A 16888-nucleotide genomic window follows, 5' to 3' on the forward strand; every position below is an offset into this window, starting at 1 on the left:
GCGGGGAGGCGGGCCTCGGTCGTACGGTACGCCGAACGGCGTGCGGGTCAGACGCTGCGGAAGGCCAGCACCACGTTGTGCCCGCCGAAGCCGAACGAGTTGTTGATCGCGGCGATCGAGCCCTCCGGCAGCGGCCGGGGCGTGTCGCGCACGATGTCCGCCTCGACGTCGTCGTCGAGCCGCTCCACGTTGATCGTCGGCGGGGCCGTCCGGTTGACCAGCGCCAGCACCGTCGCGACGGTCTCGATGCCACCGGCACCACCGAGGAGGTGACCGGTCATCGACTTCGTGGCGGAGATCGCGACGTGGTCGAGGTCGTCGCCCAGGACCTTGCGCAGGGCCTTCAGCTCGGCGACGTCGCCCTGCGGGGTGGAGGTGGCGTGCGCGTTGAGGTGCACGACCTCGGACGGCTTGAGGTCCGAGTTCTCCAGCAGGTTCTCCAGCGCGGCGGCGATGCCGCGGCCGGTCGGCTCGGGCTGCGCGATGTGGTGGGCGTCGGCGGACAGGCCCTGGCCCAGCACCTCGCAGTAGACCTTGGCGCCGCGCGCGGCGGCGTGCTCCGCGGACTCCAGGACGACGACCCCGGCGCCCTCGCCGAGGACGAAGCCGTCGCGGCCGGTGTCGTACGGGCGGGAGGCCTTCTCGGGCTCGTCGTTGTTCTTGGACATCGCCATCATGTTGGCGAACGCGGCGATGGGCAGCGGGTGGATCGCCGCCTCGGTGCCGCCGGCGAGGACCACGTCGGCACGGCCGGTGCGGATCATCTCGACGGCGTACCCGATCGCCTCGGCGCCCGAGGCGCAGGCCGAGACCGGCGTGTGCACACCGGCGCGGGCGTTGACCTCCAGGCCGACGTTGGCCGCCGGGCTGTTGGGCATGAGCATGGGCACGGTGTGCGGGGAGACGCGGCGTACGCCCTTCTCCTTGAGCACGTCGTACTGGTCGAGCAGGGTGGTCACGCCGCCGATGCCGGAGGCGATGACCGCGCCCAGCCGCTCGGGCCGGACCTTGTCGTCCTCGTCGCCGGCCCTGCCGGTGTAACCGGCGTCGGCCCACGCCTCGCGGGCCGCGATCAGCGCGAACTGCGCCGAGCGGTCCAGCTTGCGGGCGAGCGGACGGGGCAGAACGTCGCCCGGATCGACGGCCGCGAGGGCGGCGATCCGGACGGGCAGCTCGGCGAAACGTTCGCCCTCGAGAGGCTTGACGCCGGAACGACCGGCCATCAGACCTTCCCAGGTCGACGCCGAGTCGCCACCCAGCGGAGTGGTTGCGCCGATACCGGTGACGACCACGGTGCGATTGGTCGAGTTCACTGGAAAATCTTCTCCACGTGTAGAGGGTCGTGAATCAGCGGCGCCACCGCCGGGTGGCGACACAGGAGCAGACCGGATCAGGCCTGGTGCTTGAGGATGTAGTCGGCGGCGTCGCCGACCGTCTTGAGGTTCTTGACGTCCTCGTCGGGGATCTTGACGTCGAAGCGCTCCTCGGCGGCGACGACGACCTCGACCATGGACAGCGAGTCGACGTCCAGGTCGTCGGTGAAGGACTTGTCCAGCTGGACGTCCTCGGCCGGGATGCCGGCGATCTCGTTGACGATGTCGGCGAGGCCCTTGAGGATCTCTTCCTGAGTGGCGGCCATTTTGGCGCTCCTTAGAGGTTTAGTTGCAGGTTGGGGCTGTCGGGGCCAAAGAGCCCGGTGTGCCTAGGGGAGAGTAACGACCGTCGCGGCGTAGACGAGACCCGCCCCGAAGCCGATGACGAGCGCGGTGTCGCCGCTCTTCGCCTGACCGGTCGCCAGGAGCCGCTCCATGGCGAGCGGGATCGAGGCGGCGGAGGTGTTGCCGGTGGTCTCCACGTCGCGGGCGACGGTGACGTTCTCCGGCAGCTTCAGGGTCTTCACCATCGAGTCGATGATCCGCATGTTGGCCTGGTGCGGAATGAAGACGTCCAGGTCCTGCGGGGAGATCCCCGCCGCGTCCAGCGCCTGCTGGGCGACCTTCGCCATCTCGAAGACGGCCCAGCGGAAGACCGCCTGGCCCTCCTGGGTGATGGCGGGGAACTTGACGTTCCCCTCGGCGTCCAGCGGCAGCTGGAGGACGTCGCCGGAACGGAATTCGTCCCAGGCGACGGTCTGCTTGATCGTCTCGGCCTTGTCGCCCTCGGAACCCCAGACGGTCGGGCCGATGGCCGGTTCCTTGGAGGGGCCGACGACGACGGCTCCGGCGCCGTCACCGAACAGGAAGGCCGTCGCACGGTCCGACTTGTCGGTGAGGTCGCTCAGCCGCTCGACGCCGATGACCAGCACGTACTCCGCGGAACCCTCGACGACCATGCCCTTGGCGAGGGTCAGCCCGTAGCCGAAGCCCGCGCAGCCGGCCGAGATGTCGAAGGCGGCGGGCCTGCCCGCGCCGACCAGGTGGGCGATCTCCGTCGCGATGGCCGGGGTCTGCTTGAAGTGCGAGACGGTGGAGACGATCACGGCACCGATCTGCTCGGGCGCGATCCCGGCGTCCGCGATGGCCTTGCCGGACGCCTCCACGGACATCGCGGCCACGGTCTCCTCCTCGGAGGCCCAGTGGCGGGTGGCGATGCCCGAGCGCGAGCGGATCCACTCGTCGGACGAGTCGATCGTCTCGAGGATCACCTCGTTGGGCACGACCCGGGTCGGCCGGTATCCGCCGACCCCGAGGATCCGTGCGTACGGGGCGCCCTTGCTGGGCTTGATCTTCGACATGTCTCGCTCCTTAGGCGCCCGCGTGCTCGGCGATGAGAGCACGGGCCGCGTCGAGGTCGTCGGGGGTCTTGAGCGCGAGCGTCTTCACGCCGGGCAGCGCACGCTTCGCGAGCCCCGTGAGGGTGCCGCCGGGGCACACCTCGATGAGCGCCGTGACACCCAGCTCCTTGAAGGTCTCCATGCACAGATCCCAGCGGACCGGGTTGGCGACCTGCCCGACCAGGCGCGAAAGAACCTCGTCGCCACTGGCGACGGCCTTCCCGTCGGCGTTCGAGAGGTACGTCACGGCCGGGTCGGCGGGCGTCAGCTCCGCCGCGGCCTCGCGCAGCCGCTCGACGGCGGGGGCCATGTGGTGCGTGTGGAAGGCACCGGCGACCTTGAGCGGCACGACCCGGCGCACACCCTCCGGCGGGGCCGCCACCAGCGCGGCGATCTGCTCGGCGGTGCCCGCGGCCACGATCTGGCCGGCGCCGTTGACGTTGGCCGGGGTCAGCCCCAGCTTCTCCAGGTGCACGACCGACACGTCGGGATCGCCGCCCAGCAGCGCCGCCATGCCGGTCTCGGTGACCGCGGCGGCCTCGGCCATCGCGAGCCCACGGGTACGGACCAGACGCAGCGCGTCCTCGTCGCCGATGACCCCGGCGAGCGTGGCGGCGGTGATCTCACCGACGCTGTGGCCCGCGACGACGGCCGGGGACGCGCCGAGCGCGGTGGCGGACAGCAGGCCCGCGGCGACCAGCAGCGGCTGCGCCACCGCGGTGTCGCGGATCGCCTCCGCGTCGGCCTCGGTGCCGTAGTGGGCGAGGTCCAGCCCGATGGCGTCGGACCAGCCCTTGATGCGGTCGGCGGCACCGGGGAGGTCGAGCCAGGGAGTCAGGAAGCCGGGCGTCTGAGCGCCTTGGCCGGGAGCGACGAGTACGAGCACCCTCACACTCTCTCTTGTGAACGGTCCGGAAGGCCCGTGGGGACAGGGACGAAGAACGGTAGGGGTAATTGTTGAGGTCCGACAAAAGTCTAGGACTGTGGATCTCGGGCGGCCAAGCGCCCCAAGATCAGGGCGATCCGCAGCGTGAAGGCCGAGCGGACGTCCGACGGTGACCATCCGGTGACGTCCGTCACACGTCGCAGCCGGTAGCGCACGGTGTTCGGGTGGACGAAGAGCATTCTCGCCGCGCCCTCCAGGCTGCTCGCCTGCTCCAGATAGACACTCAGTGTTTCGAGCAGTGCGGAACCCGCTTCTTCGAGCGGTCTGTAGATCTCCTCCACCAGCTGATCCCGCGCGGCCGGGTCGCCCGCCATGGCCCGCTCCGGCAGCAGGTCGTCCGCGAGGACCGGCCGGGGGGCGTCCTGCCAGGCACCGGACGCCTTGAGCCCGGCCGCCGCCGCCTGCGCGGACCGGGTGGCCGCCAGCAGGTCCGGCACCACCGGACCGGCCACGACCGGGCCCGCCGCGTACGGGCCGATCAGCGCCTTCGCCACGTGCAGCGGGTTGCTGCTGCCGCCCGCGATGACCACCAGCCGGTTGCCCAGCACCCCGGTCAGGACCTGGAGCTTCGCGTGCCGGGCGGCCCGCCGGATCGCCTCCACGGTCAGCTCGCTGTCCCCGTCCGGGGCGGTGCCGAGCACCACGCACACGTGCTCCGGGCTGTTCCAGCCGAGCGCCGCCGCCCGCGACACCGCGCCCTCGTCGGCCTCGCCGGAGAGCACCGCGTTGACGACCAGCGACTCCAGGCGGGCGTCCCAGGCGCCGCGCGCCTCGGCGGCCTGCGCGTACACCTGGGCGGTCGCGAAGGCGATCTCCCGGGCGTAGACGAGCAGCGCCTCGCGCAGCACCGACTCGTCGCCGGGCGCGGCGACCTCCTCGATCGCCGCCTCCATCACCTCGATCGTGGTCCGCACCATCTCGACGGTCTGCCGCAGCGTGATCGCCCGGGTCAGCTCGCGCGGAGCCGTCCCGAACACATCGGTGGAAATCGCCTGCGGGGTCTCCGGATGCCGGAACCACTCGGTGAACGCCGCGATACCGGCCTGGGCCACCAGGCCGATCCAGGACCGGTTCTCCGGTGGCATCGCCCGGTACCACGGCAGCGACTCGTCCATGCGGGCGATGGCGTTCGCGGCGAGCCGGCCGGAGGACTGTTCCAGGCGTTTCAGGGTCGCCGCATGCAGGTGGGCGGCGTGGGCATCGGGCTGCTCAGGATCGGGTCGGGGCACGCAGACAAGATTGCCTCATCCGGCGACCGGCACGGTGGGCCGGGGCGGCCGCGGGTCGTACCGACGGGTAGAGGGCGGGCCCGCCCCGCCGGTGGAGGCGGAAGCCCGGAGGCGGGCTACCGTGGGCCCGGTGATCTCCGTACACCGCGCCGAGGACCGATACCAGGGCGGGGACCAGGACGCAGGCATCCTGTCCCGGCACGCCTTCTCCTTCGGCGGCTTCTACGACCCGGACAACCTGCGCTTCGGCCCGCTCATGGCCTGCAACACGGAACGGCTGGAGCCCGGCGCCGGATTCGAGGAGCACCCGCACAGCCATACGGAGATCGTCACCTGGGTCGTCGAGGGCGAGCTGACCCACCGCGACTCCACCGGCCACGCCTCCCGCGTACGACCCGGCGACCTCCAGCACCTCAGCGCCGCCTCCGGCGTCCGCCACGTCGAACGCAATGACGGCGACACCCCGCTGACGTTCATCCAGATGTGGCTGGCCCCCCTCGAACCGGGCGGCGAGCCCGCGTACACCATCGTCCCCGGCCTCGCCGGCGCCGACGCCCCGTACGCCCTCCCGGCCGCCGGGGCGCTGCTCCGCGTGCACCGTCCGGCGCCGGGGGAGCGGGTCGTGCTGCCGCACGCGCCGAAGGTGTACGTCCAGATCGTGTCCGGCGCCGTCCGGCTCGGGGGTGAGGAGCTGGGGCCCGGCGACTCGGTACGGATCAGCGACGAGCCGTCCCCGGAGCTGGCGGCCGACGCGGAAGGGACCGAGTTCCTGGTCTGGGAGCTTCCGGCCTGAGCTGTCCGTCCTTGGGCCGGCATCTCGGCGCCCAGGTGCCGTCGGCGAGGTCAGCGCGCAACCGCGTTTCGCGGAAACGCCAGTGTGAGCGAGAGCAGGAAGAGAGCGACCGCCGCCAACCACGCTGCCACGCTGTCCGACGGGTAGAGGGTGACGGCCCACCAGGTGTGAGCCCTCTGACCGTCCGGGCTGTAGGCGCGGCCGAGGATGAGGTTGATGATGAGGAACATCAGCGCCACCCCTGCCGCCGTGGCTTCATTGGCGAGGCGGCGTGTGAGAAGCCCGAGAGCGAGCAGAAGGGTGACGTTGCGGGCGATGTCCATTCCCACCACCAGCCCGGCAAGGTGGGCGAAGGCCGCGGTGAGGACGACAGCGCTCCGGTCGAACCGGCGGATGGGCCGGACTGCTGTGGCCTCGGCATTGCCCAGGTGGCGGTCCAGGCAGTACATGACGGCGATGACGATCAGGACGGGCGTGAAGTAGGCGAGTTGGGAGCTGCCCGTGGCCCCGGTCAGGCTCGGGACGGGGACCTCGCTCGCCCCGACGGACCAGCACACCACTACGAGCAGGACGAGTGCCGAAGGCCCTGCCCACCAGCGGCGCACGGCAGTGGCGTAGCGGTTCACGAGAGGACCTCGCCACAGTGCTTCTGATCAGCGGCCGCCTTGGCGAACCAGTCGGCCTGCTCGGCAGCGGGAAGCCGGCGGATCTTCTGGAGCGTTGACCACTCCGCGGGGGGAAGAGCCGTCTTCACGCCTTGCTCGTCCACGCCGGTCACCAGCGCAGCCCAGGCGGCGGGGGTGGAGCCGGGCTGTCGGCAGTCGCGCACACCAGCGAGCGCCGCGGTTCCGGTCACGGCGGATTCCGCTAGGTTCGCGGCGTACTCGGCAGGTTCCTGAGTGCCTCCGCGTGGAGGCGGCGACCAGAACAAAGGCCACGTGCCGGGCTTGAGCGCGACATCCGCCGAAGCGATGCGCAGCTCCGCAGGGGCGACTACCCCGGCGCTCTTCAGACGTGCGAGCGGGGACAGGGCGTCTTGCCGCAGCTGCCCGGCGTAGGGCTCGTACTCCGGTGGTACGCAGACCCTCGGTGCTTGCCCGACGCAAACCACTGCGACGTTGCGCGGGCTGGTCGGATTCTGGAAGCCCCAGTCGATCACCGAAGCGCGGCCGACGACGAAGGTGACCGCCACCACGGCACACGCGATGACCACTGCCAGGACACGTTGACGGATCCGGGCCAGGAGCCAGAAGGCGAGTGCCAGTCCGGCGACAAAGCACCATGGCACTACGTAGACGGCGGGGGTGACCACATCGGTGACGGTCGACAGTCCATCGATGAAGCCACCCAGGTGACGCATCCAGGAATTGGACATCGCGTGCGGCATGGACAGCCAAGCCCAGCAAACCACACCTGCAGAGGGCGCCGCGATGCTCCTGGGAGCCATGAGTCCGAGACACCAACCAATGACCATCCAGCCGAGGGACAGCACTATCAGGTGTGCCACGGCCAGCCAGCCGGCTTCGCCGCCGGGCAGCACCCCCGTTGCTCTGCGGGCCACGACGAGCGCTCCGAGGACCAGCACGAACAGGAGGATCAGAACCGGCGTGACGGCTCGCAAGAGCTGCCGCGCCGCACTGCGTTGCCCAGTGGAAGTCAAGGCGGCCAGCAGGCGATGGCGCCCGGCCTCCCAGGCCGCGGCCGCCGCTACCGCCGGGGCGATGACCGCGACAGCGTGTGCGACCAGCTCACCGGATTCGACCCCGTATCCGGACGGTGCGGTGAAGGTGGCGTCATCGATGTACAGAGCGGCGTAAACAAGGATGGGGAGTACGAGCCAGGGTGCGGCCGAAGCACGGAGATTCGCCCAGGTGATCACTCGGCCGCCTCCAGAAGGGACGCGTAGGCGCTCTCAAGGCGCCTTCCAGGTGCACACTCCGGGGCGGCACGGTCGGCGAATTCCCTGACCGTTCCCCTGAACCTCGATCTCCCTGATTCGAGGACCACGACTTCATCGAATGCGTCATCAAGGTCACCGATGTCGTGAGTGGAGACGATCACGTGGACTTTGTCACGAAGAGAGGCCAACAGGTCCAGAAGGCGGCGACGTTGCTGTGGGTCGAGCCCGACCGTCGGCTCGTCGAGGAGAAGCAGCTCAGCATCGTGAACGAGCGCCTGAGCGATTGCTACCCGCTGCTGCTGACCACCGGACAGCGTCTTGATCTTGCTGTTGACCTTTTCGACGAGTCCGACTCGTTCGATCGCGCCCATCGCGGCGTGCCAGGCGTCGCGTTCCCGCATGCCCTTGAGCCAGCCCACGTAAGCCACGTGCTCTCTGCATGTCAGTCCGGGAAGGAACCCTGGATGCTGTGGCAGCCAGGAGACCTTGCTTCGGTATTCCCGTGTGTGTTTGCGGTTGGCCGGATCCAGCCCCCCGTACTGAACACTTCCCGAGTGCGAGATCAAGGCGCTGGCGCCGAGGGAGAGGAGGGTGCTCTTGCCCGCTCCGTTGGGGCCGAGGAGGACGGTGTGGCCGGGCGAGAACGCCAAGTCCAGATGGTCGAGGATCGGGCGTGACCTGCTGCCGTAGCGGAAGGTGCAGGACTGGTAGTGCAGGGGCATGGGGTCCCTTGGGGCAGAAAGAGGAGCCCTCCTTCGGGGCCGAACCCGTGCGGCGCGGCGTGCAGCTCCGAAGGAGGGACGGTGTTTAGTAGGTTACGGTCAGCGACTTGACCCAGACGTGTACGCCCACCAGGGCATCGTTGACAACGAAGTAGTACTCGCCGGAGCCGTGGTCGTCCCAGTTTCCAGAAGAGGTTGACGAGCTGCTGACGAAGCATTGGGTGAACGAAGCGTTCGTGTAGGACGGGTCCGGCCCGAAGGTGTCCTTGCGGAGGCGGACCGAGACGCGCTGGTTGCTGTAGTCGTCCGTGCAGCCGGTGAACTTGATGTTGGTTGCACCACCGTTGTCGTTCCAGCGCGTGGATTCGAAGCCCGGACCTGCCCCCGTCAGGTGACTGTTGTAGGTCGATGCCTGGGCAGGCGCGGAGAGCATGCCGAGAGCGGCGACGGTGCCCAGTGCAACGGTGGCTATGCGGCGGCTGGGCTCGCACAGGGTAGTCAGGAGTGTGGGTCTCATGTGTGCTGGGAACTACCGGCCTGATCCGGGCTCCGCGCCTCGCTCGTCCCGCCGCCACATCGACCACATCGGCGGACCCGACCGGAAGGCCATCTCCTCGTGCACGGCGAACCCGTGCCGCTGGTAGAAGGTGAGGTTGCGGCGGTTGCTGGACTCCAGGAAGACCGGCCGCCCGTCCGCGTCCGCCCGCGCCAGCAGCCCGCCGAGCACCCGCGCCCCGCGCCCGGTCCCGCGCGCGTCGGCCCGGGTGCCGATGTACTCCACGTACCAGTGCTCGGGACCGGCCGGATGACGGTGCTCCATGGTGAACAACCGCCCTGCGGTACGCTGGAGTTGGGCCCGGGTCGCGCGCAGCAGCGGCCCTGCGTTCCGCAGCAGGTACGTTGCCGGGAGCTTCCAGGCCCCGGGCTCCGCCCACACCGCCGCGACGGTGCGTTCCGGATCGGTCCACACCCGCCCGGCCGGGACCTGTTGGGCCAGATGCGCGGTGAACAGCAGCCGCAGCCGCCGGTCCCGGTCGCGCGGCATCAGCCAGCTCCAGACGGGGTCCTCGGCGTACGCACTGGCGAGCACGGCGGCGAGCGCGGGGACGTCGGCGGCGGTCGCGCGGACTATGTCGGCCATGGCCGAGGAGTGTAGGTCCGCCCCTGCCGCAGGGGCCATGGGGCGGCCGGTGCAAAAGCACCAGTTGATCGGATCACCTGAGTGAAACCTGGGAAGAAGGGGGCGGGAGTTGCCTAGATTGTGCAGGGACCTGACCAGCCGACTCAGCTTTCCGCAGGGGGAAACATCGATGTCAACGCCAGCGTTCTCATGGCCGAGGCCGGGGCCGAGGCCGAAGTCGGCTCGGGGACGGCGAAGCTCCCCACCAAGGAGGTCGGCAGGCGTTTCCGGGCGGACTCGTTCATGAGGGGGCGGCTCAGGCTGCCTCGTCCCGTTCTCGCGGTCTGCGGCACAGCGCTGTCCGTCGCCCTGATGTCCGGGTGCACCGGCGAGGACGTCGCTCCGAAGGGGGCGACGGCTTCGGAGCGCGCTGCGGAACAGTCGCGGAAACCTTCCGCGAAGGCGTCCGGTCCCACCGAGAAGAAGCTCGGTGAGCAGGTGCAGCAGACCCTCGGCACCAAGGAGCCCGGCGAATCCGGCCCGCTCTTCGTCGAATCCGGCCTGGAGCGTGCCGGTGACGGGTTCCACACCGAACCGGAGCTGGAGCGGGGGCGTTCGTACGGGATCGAGGTCGCCTGCGCCGGAACCGGGCAGGTCGTTCTGTCCGTGACGGGCGTGGACCGTGCCCGTCGGAGGATCGACTGCGACGGGGCTCCGGTCCACCAGCGTTTCACGGCGCCGACGACCACGGCCGTGATCAGGGCAGAGGCGGTTCCGGGGGTCACGGGAATGGTGGGCTGGCGGCTGGACAAGGCCGCGGAGTAGGAGCGGTGCCTCGGTTTCTTCCGGGGCCGAGGAGTGTAGGTCCGCCCCTGCCGGATGGGCCATGGTTCCGACCGGTACAACGAGGGGCCCGGGGCCACGCGGCCCCGGACCCCTGTCCGTACGGATTCTTCCGGTCGCCTCAGCGGATCCCGTCCACGAAGGACTGCCAGGCGCGGACCCCGATGGTCAGGACGGGGCCGTCAGGATTCTTGCTGTCCCGCACGGGCACGGCACACGGCAGCCCGTCGATGACTTCGACGCACTCGCCACCGGTGCTTCCGCTGTAACTGGACTTGCGCCATTCGGTGCTGCCGGTGAGGGTGCACTCGACGCACTCGCCGCCGGTGTTGCCGCTGTAGCTGGACTTACGCCACCGCGCGTTCTTCAGTTCAGGACGGGTCTCCATAACACTCCTTCATCACGCGGTCGATCAGCGCCGCGGAGTCCTCGACGGAGAGGGCGGCGGCCTGCAAGTTAGCGTAACGAAGCGCGGCCTCCCTGACGGTGTCCGGGTTGGCCGTCGCGTGACCAGAGATAACGTCCTCGGTGTACACGATGTCGGGGTCGTCCTCGAAGCGCATCGAGGTGAACGATCCTGCCAGACTCGCGTGTTCACCGACCCCGAAGGGCAGTACCTGGATCTGCATCCAGCGGTGGTCGGAGGCGTCCAACAGGCGCTGGAGTTGCCCCCGCATGACATCCCGGCCGCCGATCGGCCGACGCAGTACGGCCTCGTCGAGCACCACGCAGGCGAGCGGCGGCTTCTCCCGCTCCAGGATGCGCTGGCGCTCCATCCGGGCCGACACCAGGGCTTCGAGGTCGGCCGGCCGGCCGGTGGCCAGCACGGCCCGCGCGTACTCCGGCGTCTGCAACAGCCCGTAGACCACCTGCGCCTGATACGTGGAGATGTACTCGGCGCACGCCTCCATCTGGGCGTACGGCTGGAACCAGCTCGGCAGTTGGCTGTGCAGCACCAGTCCGATCAGCCGCGAGAACGTACCGTCCGTCTTGAGCGCCACGTCCGCCCGCTCGGAGAAATCGCGGGTGGGCACCTTCTTCGTGGTCTCGATCTGGCCGATGAGCGAGCCCGTGCAGTACATGAGCGAACCGAGCTGACCCTGTTTCAATCCGAGGGCCTCGCGGTGGCGGCGCAGCTCCCAGCCGTAGTAACTCAGCGGGGAGGCGTTGGGATCGAGCGACTGAATGTTGGCCACGGCGGGCACCTCCGGCGGTCAACGCCTCGCGGCGTTCGTTTCCGTACGTAGCCGACCGTAATCAAACCACTGCATTCTGGTGACATGAATCACGCGATTTCACCCCGACTGGACAGCATGGAGGCGACTTACCGCACCGACTTCGCGGTGAGTGAGCACTCCGCCCGGCACCTCCGCCACATCCTGCACCTCTACCTCAAGGGCTGGGGGCTGCTGGACGTGGCGGACGGGGCCGAGTTGGCGCTGACCGAGCTGATCGCGAACGTCGTGCGCCATGTGCCCGGCAGTCGTTGCCAGACGTTCATCTTCCGCCTGCCGGACGGGGGAGTGCGGGTGGAGGTGGCGGACGAGTCCACGGCCCTCCCGTACCTGGTGGTGCGGGACGAACTCGACGAGGGCGGCAGGGGGTTGGTGATGGTCGAGGCGCTGACGGACAGATGGGGCGTCGAGCCCCGCCGGGACGGGCGCGGCAAGACGGTCTGGTTCGAGTGCGCCCGCCGCCCGTCCGACGGCTGACCCGGACGGTTCGCCCCCGTCCCTGCCCGCTCCCGCCCGTACCTCGCGCCGTTGAACGTACGGGCCCGGTGTGACGCCGTGCCGCCCCTTCGGCGGCCCGGCACCGGCTCAACTTTCGCCCGGTCAGCGCGTGGCGTTCTCGGCGACCGGCTCCTTCTCGGCCGCTGGACGTTGCGCCGTGGAGCTGGAGCTGGAGCTGGAGCTGGAGCGGGGGCGCAGCAGGGTGGCGGCGAGGAGGAGAGCGACGACGACGAGGCCGGAGCCGATGCGGAAGGCAAGCTGGTAACCACTCGTGAGTGCCGAGGTGGTGCTTGCCCCGTCGCCCAGGAGGGCATCCGTGTGCGAGGTGGCGAGTGTGCTGAGGACTGCGAGGCCGAAGGCGCTGCCGATCTGCTGCATGGTGTTGAACATGCCGGAGGCGGTCCCCGAGTCCTGGGGCGTGGCCGCTGACATCGCAAGCGTGGCCAGCGACGGCATCGCGAGGCCGAAGCCGATGCCGAGTGGCAGCAGCGCGGGCAGGACGTCCACGGCATAGCTCCCGTCCGCCGGTACGCGGCCGAGCACGGCGAGACCGGCCGCGATGAGCGAGAGTCCTGGAAGGAGGACGGCGCGGGGGCCGAAGCGCGCGATCAGCCTGGGCGAGAGGGCGAGGGACAGCGCACCGATCGCGACCGGGACCGGGAAGATGTCGAGGCCGGTGTGTATCTCGTCGAAGCCGAGCACCTTCTGCAGGTAGAGCACGCACAGGAACTGGAAGCTGAACATCCCGGCCACCATGAGGGCCTGGATGACCATCGCTCCCGAGACGTTGCGCGAGCGGAACACACGCAACGGCAGGAGCGGGTGAGGCGCCTTCGCCTGGCGGGCGACGAATGCCAGGAGCAGGACGAGTGCCACGGTGCCGGAGCCCAGCGTGTGTGCGGACGTCCAGCCGCGGTTGGTGGTCTCGACGATCGTGTAGACGCCGAGCATCAGCGCGGATGTGACCAGGAGCGCGCCCACGACGTCGGTCCCCTTGCCGAGGCCGACACCGCGCTCGCGAGCGAGCACGCGTCCGGCCAGCAGGGCGGTCACGATGCCGATCGGGACGTTGACGAAGAAGATCCAGTGCCAGCTGATGGTCTGCGTCAGGGCGCCGCCGGCGAGCAGGCCCATCGAACCACCCGCGGACTGGACGAAGCTGTAGACGCCGATGGCCTTCGCCCGCTCCTTCGGCTGCGGGAACAGGGTCACGACCATGGCGAGAGTGACAGCGGAGGTCACCGCGCCGCCGATGCCCTGGACGAACCGGGAGGCCAGCAGCATCGCCGGGCCCTGGGACAGGCCGCACAGCAGCGAGGCGGCCGTGAAGACGCTCAGACCGGCGACGAAGACGCGCTTGCGCCCGACGAGGTCGCCGAGCCGTCCGGAGAGGAGCAGCAGACCACCGAAGGGGACCAGATAGGCGTTGACCACCCAGGCCAGGTCCGACGAGGAGAAACCGAGGTCCCGCTGGATGGACGGCAGCGCCACGTTCACGATGGTCCCGTCGAGGATGACCATCAACTGCCCGGCGCACAGTACGGCCAGTGCCGACCAACGTGATGTGTGTGCTGATGAGTCGGTTGTCCGCACAGGGACCCCTTCCAATGGTGCACGACTTGTTACAGCGGTCATCCTCTGTAACCATGGCGCGCGGCGGAAGGAGGCACTTTCATGTCACGCAGTCACACCGATGTGTCCGACCGGATCAGCAACGAGGCGTGCCCACTGACCGAGGTCCTCGACCATGTGGCGGGCAAGTGGAGCATCGGAATCCTCGTCGCCGCCGCGCACGGACCGATCCGGTTCACCGAGCTGGAACGCACCATTACGGGCATCAGCCGGCGCATGCTCACGTTGAACCTGCGCAAGCTGGAACGCGACGGCCTGCTCATCCGGACCGTCTACCCCACCGTGCCGCCCAAGGTGGAGTACAGCCTCACGCCCATGGCGCGCGAACTCCATGACAGCCTCACCGGACTCGTCGGCTGGGCGGAACGCCACCGCGCCGACATCACCGCCGCCCGCGCCGCCTACGACGCCACCGCACCGGCCTCCTGACGCCTGCGAGGGACCCCGGCAGGCGCCGGACGATCACGTACTGGCGGACGCTCCGGGGCCGAGGCGGTACCGGGGGTCACGGGAATGGTGGCCCGGCGATCGGGCAAGGCCGCGGAGCGGGCCGACCGGTTCCTCCTGGGCCGTAGCGCGGCGCCGCGCCCCGTATCGGCCGGGCGAGGCGGACACGGGGCGCGGTGGAGAGGCGGCCCGGACCTACCCGGCGTGCAGGCGTACGGGGAGCTCCTTCAGGTGCCAGTTGACCGGGTTGGTGCCGCGGTTCAGATCCCGCGGATCGGTGGCGAGGCACAGGCCGGGCACCCGGGCGAACAGCGCGGCCAGGGCGACGGCGGTCTCCTCCTGGGCGAGGTGCGCGCCCAGGCAGCGGTGGGCGCCGTGCCCGAACCCGAGGTGGGTCTCCCTGCTGCGGCGGGTGCGGGCGAGGTCGAGGCGGTCGGGTTCGGTGAAGGCGGCGGCGTCGCGGTTGGCCGCGGACACGATCGGCAGGACGGCTTCCCCGGCGCACACCGGGGTGCCGCCGACCGTGGTGTCACGGGTGGCGTAGCGGGGCAGCGCCCGTACGACGGGGCCGCAGAAGCGCATGAGTTCGTCGACGGCGTAGGGCATGAGGGTGGGGTCCTCGCGCAGGAGGGCCAGTTGGTCGGGGTGGGCGAGGAGCGCTTCGGTGCTGTTGGCGATGAGGTTGACGGTGGTGATGTGCCCGGCGACGACCAGGGTGGTGATGAGCGCGACGAGTTCGTCGGTGCTCAGCCGGTCGTCGTGGTGGGGTGCGAGGAGTTCGGAGATGAGGTCGTCGCCGGGGTGGGCGGTGTGGAGGTCGACGAGTTCGTGGGCGTCGGCGACCATCCCGGCGAGCGCGCCGCCCAGTTCCTCGCCGCAGGTGCCGGCGGCCAGCGTGGCGCTCCGATGCCGCCAGCGGTCGCGGTCGGCCTCGGGGACGGCGATGAGTTCGCAGATGACGGTGATGGGCAGCGGCCGGGCGAAGTGCTCGATCAGGTCGACGACGCCGTCCTCGGCGTGATCCGGCAGGCGGTCGAGCAGGCGGGCGGCGATCTCCTCGATCCTGGGACGCAGCGCGGCCACCCGGCCCGGGGAGAACGCGGCGGTGACCAGACCGCGCAGGCGGCGGTGGTCGGTGCCGTCCGAGTCGAAGATTCCGGCGCGCAGGTAGTTCTCGTACCCCGCGTACATGCCGCGGGCCTGCCAGGTCTGCTCGGTGCGGTGGGCCACCGGGGCACCGGGGACGGTCGCGGCGTCGATGGTGAAGGCGGGATCGCTCATGATCGTGCGGATGTCGTCGTGACGGGTGGCGACCCACATGGGGTCGACGCCCTGCACGCGCCCCCGCACCATCCGCTCGCGTTCACGGACGGGTGCGTAGGCGGTGAACGGATCGCGGACCAGCTCCTGATCGGCCAGGTCCAGTGGCTCGTGGTCGGATTCGGTGGCGGCGGGGTCCTGTGTCGTCATGGCGGGGTGCTCCCAACGGACGGTCCTTCCGTACCGGCAGCATGGCGGCCGGACCGCACCGGCTCGCCGCCACGGACGTCAATCCGCTCGAAGGAATGCATTTGCCCGGTCGGACGCGCCCTTGGCACCCGTGATCCACGCGGCATCACCCGAGTCACGAGTCCGAGTCACGAGTCCGAGTCCGAGTCCGATTCCGAGTCCGAAGCCGTTCCGGAACCGCCGGCTGTCGGACGTCGAGTCGCAGCGGCGGGTTCGGGGCGGTTCGGAGGAGCCGCGCGTCCGGTGCGTCTGCCACGACCGCGTGGTCCCTCCGGCGTCCAGGGCCGGTCGCGGGTGCTCGGGCAGCGGCCCCGGGTCCGCTGCCAGGCCGGCTAGCTCCGGTACGTCTAACTGATCGTTTCAAAATGAGTTGAGCTGCACCCTTGTGCTCGACGATCTTGGTTGGCAGGCTGTTCGACTGCCTGTTGATCTTGTTCCGGATGACCTGTGGGAGCGGGTGGCTCCGCTGCTGCCGCCCGCTCCCGAACGACGCCACCGCCACCCCGGGCGACTACGAGTCCCAGACCGGGTGGCCCTGGCCGGCATCATCTTTGTGCTCCGGACCGGTGTCGCATGGCGCGATGTCCCCGCGCAGGCCGTGGGCTGCTCGGGAGTCACGGCGTGGCGCCGGCTGCGGGACTGGACCGAGGCCGGTGTATGGCCCCGCCTGCACGCCGCACTGCTGACCGAACTGCGCCGCGCGGACCTGCTGGACCTGGACGACTGCGCCGTGGACGGCTCGCACGTCCGGGCCCTCAAAGGGGGGATCATGTCGGCCCCTCGCCTGTCGACCGGGCCAGACCTGGCTCCAAGCACCATGTGATCGTGGACCGTTGTGGCACCCCGCTCGCCGTGACGCTCACCGGGGGCAATCGCCACGACGTCACCCAGCTGCTGCCCCTGCTGGACGCGATACCGCCGATCCGAGGACTACGAGGACGCCCGTGCCGCAGGCCTCGACGGCTGTTCGCCGACCGGGGCTACGACTTCGACAAGTACCGCCGCCTGCTGTGGAAGTGCGGCATCAAGCCGATGATCGCCCGACGTGGCGTCGCCCACGGTTTCGGACTCGGCAGGGTGCGCTGGGTCGTAGAGCGCGCCTTCGCCTGGCTCCACCAGTTCAAGCGCCTCCGCACCCGCTACGAGCGACGCGCCGATCTCCATCAGGGATTACTCGACCTCGCCTGCAGCATCATCTGCCTCCGGCGCCTTCGAAAGTCATTCTGAAATGATCTTTAAGT

General features: G+C 69.9%; 19 protein-coding genes. 5 read left to right on the forward strand and 14 right to left on the reverse strand.

Annotated features, from left to right (window positions below; genetic code table 11):
* Nucleotides 1-47: 47 nt before the first annotated feature.
* The 5 genes from fabF to ACFCV8_RS13825 all read right to left on the reverse strand — a co-directional run bounded on the left by fabF (nucleotide 48) and on the right by ACFCV8_RS13825 (nucleotide 4948).
* A complete protein-coding gene (gene fabF, locus ACFCV8_RS13805; RefSeq protein ID WP_376685530.1) occupies nucleotides 48-1313 on the reverse strand; it encodes a beta-ketoacyl-ACP synthase II in 1266 nt (421 codons plus the stop codon).
* A 77-nt stretch (nucleotides 1314-1390) separates the two neighbouring features.
* A complete protein-coding gene (locus ACFCV8_RS13810) occupies nucleotides 1391-1639 on the reverse strand; it encodes an acyl carrier protein (protein ID WP_376685531.1) in 249 nt (82 codons plus the stop codon).
* A 63-nt stretch (nucleotides 1640-1702) separates the two neighbouring features.
* Nucleotides 1703-2734 carry a ketoacyl-ACP synthase III gene (locus ACFCV8_RS13815; RefSeq protein ID WP_376685532.1) on the reverse strand — a complete coding sequence of 344 codons (1032 nt, stop codon included), beginning with the start codon at nucleotides 2732-2734 and terminating at the stop codon, nucleotides 1703-1705.
* Nucleotides 2735-2744: 10 nt separating this feature from the next.
* A complete protein-coding gene (locus ACFCV8_RS13820) occupies nucleotides 2745-3659 on the reverse strand; it encodes an ACP S-malonyltransferase (protein ID WP_376685533.1) in 915 nt (304 codons plus the stop codon).
* A gap of 89 nt (nucleotides 3660-3748) precedes the next feature.
* Complete coding sequence (locus ACFCV8_RS13825; RefSeq protein WP_376685534.1) at nucleotides 3749-4948, reverse strand: PucR family transcriptional regulator; 1200 nt, start codon at nucleotides 4946-4948, stop codon at nucleotides 3749-3751.
* Nucleotides 4949-5078: 130 nt separating this feature from the next.
* Here ACFCV8_RS13825 and ACFCV8_RS13830 point away from each other — a divergent pair, with 130 nt between their 5' ends.
* The gene (locus tag ACFCV8_RS13830) at nucleotides 5079-5741 is read left to right on the forward strand and encodes a pirin family protein (RefSeq protein ID WP_376685535.1); all 663 of its coding nucleotides are present in this window, start codon (nucleotides 5079-5081) and stop codon (nucleotides 5739-5741) included.
* A gap of 50 nt (nucleotides 5742-5791) precedes the next feature.
* Here the strand turns inward: ACFCV8_RS13830 and ACFCV8_RS13835 are convergent, their stop codons facing one another.
* From ACFCV8_RS13835 to ACFCV8_RS13855, 5 genes are all read right to left on the reverse strand, one after another.
* Entirely contained in the window at nucleotides 5792-6367 is a 576-nt protein-coding gene (locus tag ACFCV8_RS13835) for a hypothetical protein (RefSeq protein ID WP_376685536.1), read from the reverse strand.
* Nucleotides 6364-7620 carry a hypothetical protein gene (locus ACFCV8_RS13840; protein WP_376685537.1) on the reverse strand — a complete coding sequence of 419 codons (1257 nt, stop codon included), beginning with the start codon at nucleotides 7618-7620 and terminating at the stop codon, nucleotides 6364-6366. Before ACFCV8_RS13840 ends, ACFCV8_RS13835 begins: the two co-directional genes overlap by 4 nt.
* Nucleotides 7617-8363, reverse strand: a complete 747-nt coding sequence (locus tag ACFCV8_RS13845) for an ABC transporter ATP-binding protein (RefSeq protein WP_376685538.1) — start codon at nucleotides 8361-8363, stop codon at nucleotides 7617-7619. Before ACFCV8_RS13845 ends, ACFCV8_RS13840 begins: the two co-directional genes overlap by 4 nt.
* An 85-nt stretch (nucleotides 8364-8448) precedes the next feature.
* Nucleotides 8449-8880 carry a hypothetical protein gene (locus tag ACFCV8_RS13850; protein WP_376685539.1) on the reverse strand — a complete coding sequence of 144 codons (432 nt, stop codon included), beginning with the start codon at nucleotides 8878-8880 and terminating at the stop codon, nucleotides 8449-8451.
* Nucleotides 8881-8892: 12 nt separating this feature from the next.
* Nucleotides 8893-9504 carry a GNAT family N-acetyltransferase gene (locus ACFCV8_RS13855; protein ID WP_376685540.1) on the reverse strand — a complete coding sequence of 204 codons (612 nt, stop codon included), beginning with the start codon at nucleotides 9502-9504 and terminating at the stop codon, nucleotides 8893-8895.
* 189 nt (nucleotides 9505-9693) lie between these two features.
* Here ACFCV8_RS13855 and ACFCV8_RS13860 point away from each other — a divergent pair, with 189 nt between their 5' ends.
* Nucleotides 9694-10308 (forward strand): hypothetical protein, encoded by a 615-nt coding sequence (locus ACFCV8_RS13860; RefSeq protein ID WP_376685541.1) that lies wholly within the window; start codon nucleotides 9694-9696, stop codon nucleotides 10306-10308.
* A gap of 139 nt (nucleotides 10309-10447) precedes the next feature.
* On the opposite strand, the gene ACFCV8_RS13865 is transcribed toward ACFCV8_RS13860, so the two are convergent.
* Complete coding sequence (locus ACFCV8_RS13865) at nucleotides 10448-10714, reverse strand: DUF397 domain-containing protein (protein ID WP_376685542.1); 267 nt, start codon at nucleotides 10712-10714, stop codon at nucleotides 10448-10450.
* The gene (locus tag ACFCV8_RS13870; protein ID WP_376685543.1) at nucleotides 10698-11522 is read right to left on the reverse strand and encodes a helix-turn-helix domain-containing protein; all 825 of its coding nucleotides are present in this window, start codon (nucleotides 11520-11522) and stop codon (nucleotides 10698-10700) included. Before ACFCV8_RS13870 ends, ACFCV8_RS13865 begins: the two co-directional genes overlap by 17 nt.
* A gap of 117 nt (nucleotides 11523-11639) precedes the next feature.
* On the opposite strand from ACFCV8_RS13870, the gene ACFCV8_RS13875 reads away from it, so the two are divergent.
* Nucleotides 11640-12038, forward strand: a complete 399-nt coding sequence (locus ACFCV8_RS13875; protein ID WP_376685544.1) for an ATP-binding protein — start codon at nucleotides 11640-11642, stop codon at nucleotides 12036-12038.
* A gap of 123 nt (nucleotides 12039-12161) precedes the next feature.
* Here ACFCV8_RS13875 and ACFCV8_RS13880 read toward each other — a convergent pair whose 3' ends face one another.
* On the reverse strand, nucleotides 12162-13580 hold the full coding sequence (locus ACFCV8_RS13880; RefSeq protein WP_376685545.1) for an MFS transporter: 1419 nt from the start codon (nucleotides 13578-13580) through the stop codon (nucleotides 12162-12164).
* Nucleotides 13581-13733: 153 nt separating this feature from the next.
* Here ACFCV8_RS13880 and ACFCV8_RS13885 point away from each other — a divergent pair, with 153 nt between their 5' ends.
* Nucleotides 13734-14120 carry a winged helix-turn-helix transcriptional regulator gene (locus ACFCV8_RS13885; protein WP_376685546.1) on the forward strand — a complete coding sequence of 129 codons (387 nt, stop codon included), beginning with the start codon at nucleotides 13734-13736 and terminating at the stop codon, nucleotides 14118-14120.
* 213 nt (nucleotides 14121-14333) lie between these two features.
* Here the strand turns inward: ACFCV8_RS13885 and ACFCV8_RS13890 are convergent, their stop codons facing one another.
* The gene (locus ACFCV8_RS13890; protein ID WP_376685547.1) at nucleotides 14334-15608 is read right to left on the reverse strand and encodes a cytochrome P450; all 1275 of its coding nucleotides are present in this window, start codon (nucleotides 15606-15608) and stop codon (nucleotides 14334-14336) included.
* A gap of 457 nt (nucleotides 15609-16065) precedes the next feature.
* Between ACFCV8_RS13890 and ACFCV8_RS13895 the strand changes: the two genes are divergently transcribed.
* A protein-coding gene (locus ACFCV8_RS13895; RefSeq protein ID WP_376685572.1) for an IS5 family transposase occupies nucleotides 16066-16874 on the forward strand; the annotation gives its coding sequence in 2 pieces (ribosomal slippage) (nucleotides 16066-16405 and nucleotides 16405-16874; 810 coding nt in all).
* Nucleotides 16875-16888: the final 14 nt, after the last annotated feature.

Source organism: Streptomyces sp. NPDC056347 (assembly GCF_042262625.1).
Lineage (GTDB): Bacteria > Actinomycetota > Actinomycetes > Streptomycetales > Streptomycetaceae > Streptomyces.

Bases quoted from the DNA above. Each gene is read 5' to 3' on its own strand.
- ACFCV8_RS13810 (WP_376685531.1), bottom strand. From the start codon at position 1,639: ATGGCCGCCACTCAGGAAGAGATCCTCAAGGGCCTCGCCGACATCGTC.
- ACFCV8_RS13815 (WP_376685532.1), bottom strand. From the start codon at position 2,734: ATGTCGAAGATCAAGCCCAGCAAGGGCGCCCCGTACGCACGGATCCTC.
- ACFCV8_RS13845 (WP_376685538.1), bottom strand. From the start codon at position 8,363: ATGCCCCTGCACTACCAGTCCTGCACCTTCCGCTACGGCAGCAGGTCA.
- ACFCV8_RS13850 (WP_376685539.1), bottom strand. From the start codon at position 8,880: ATGAGACCCACACTCCTGACTACCCTGTGCGAGCCCAGCCGCCGCATA.
- ACFCV8_RS13855 (WP_376685540.1), bottom strand. From the start codon at position 9,504: ATGGCCGACATAGTCCGCGCGACCGCCGCCGACGTCCCCGCGCTCGCC.
- ACFCV8_RS13860 (WP_376685541.1), top strand. From the start codon at position 9,694: ATGGCCGAGGCCGGGGCCGAGGCCGAAGTCGGCTCGGGGACGGCGAAG.
- ACFCV8_RS13865 (WP_376685542.1), bottom strand. From the start codon at position 10,714: ATGGAGACCCGTCCTGAACTGAAGAACGCGCGGTGGCGTAAGTCCAGC.
- ACFCV8_RS13875 (WP_376685544.1), top strand. From the start codon at position 11,640: ATGGAGGCGACTTACCGCACCGACTTCGCGGTGAGTGAGCACTCCGCC.
- ACFCV8_RS13880 (WP_376685545.1), bottom strand. From the start codon at position 13,580: ATGGTCATCCTCGACGGGACCATCGTGAACGTGGCGCTGCCGTCCATC.
- ACFCV8_RS13885 (WP_376685546.1), top strand. From the start codon at position 13,734: ATGTCACGCAGTCACACCGATGTGTCCGACCGGATCAGCAACGAGGCG.
- ACFCV8_RS13890 (WP_376685547.1), bottom strand. From the start codon at position 15,608: ATGACGACACAGGACCCCGCCGCCACCGAATCCGACCACGAGCCACTG.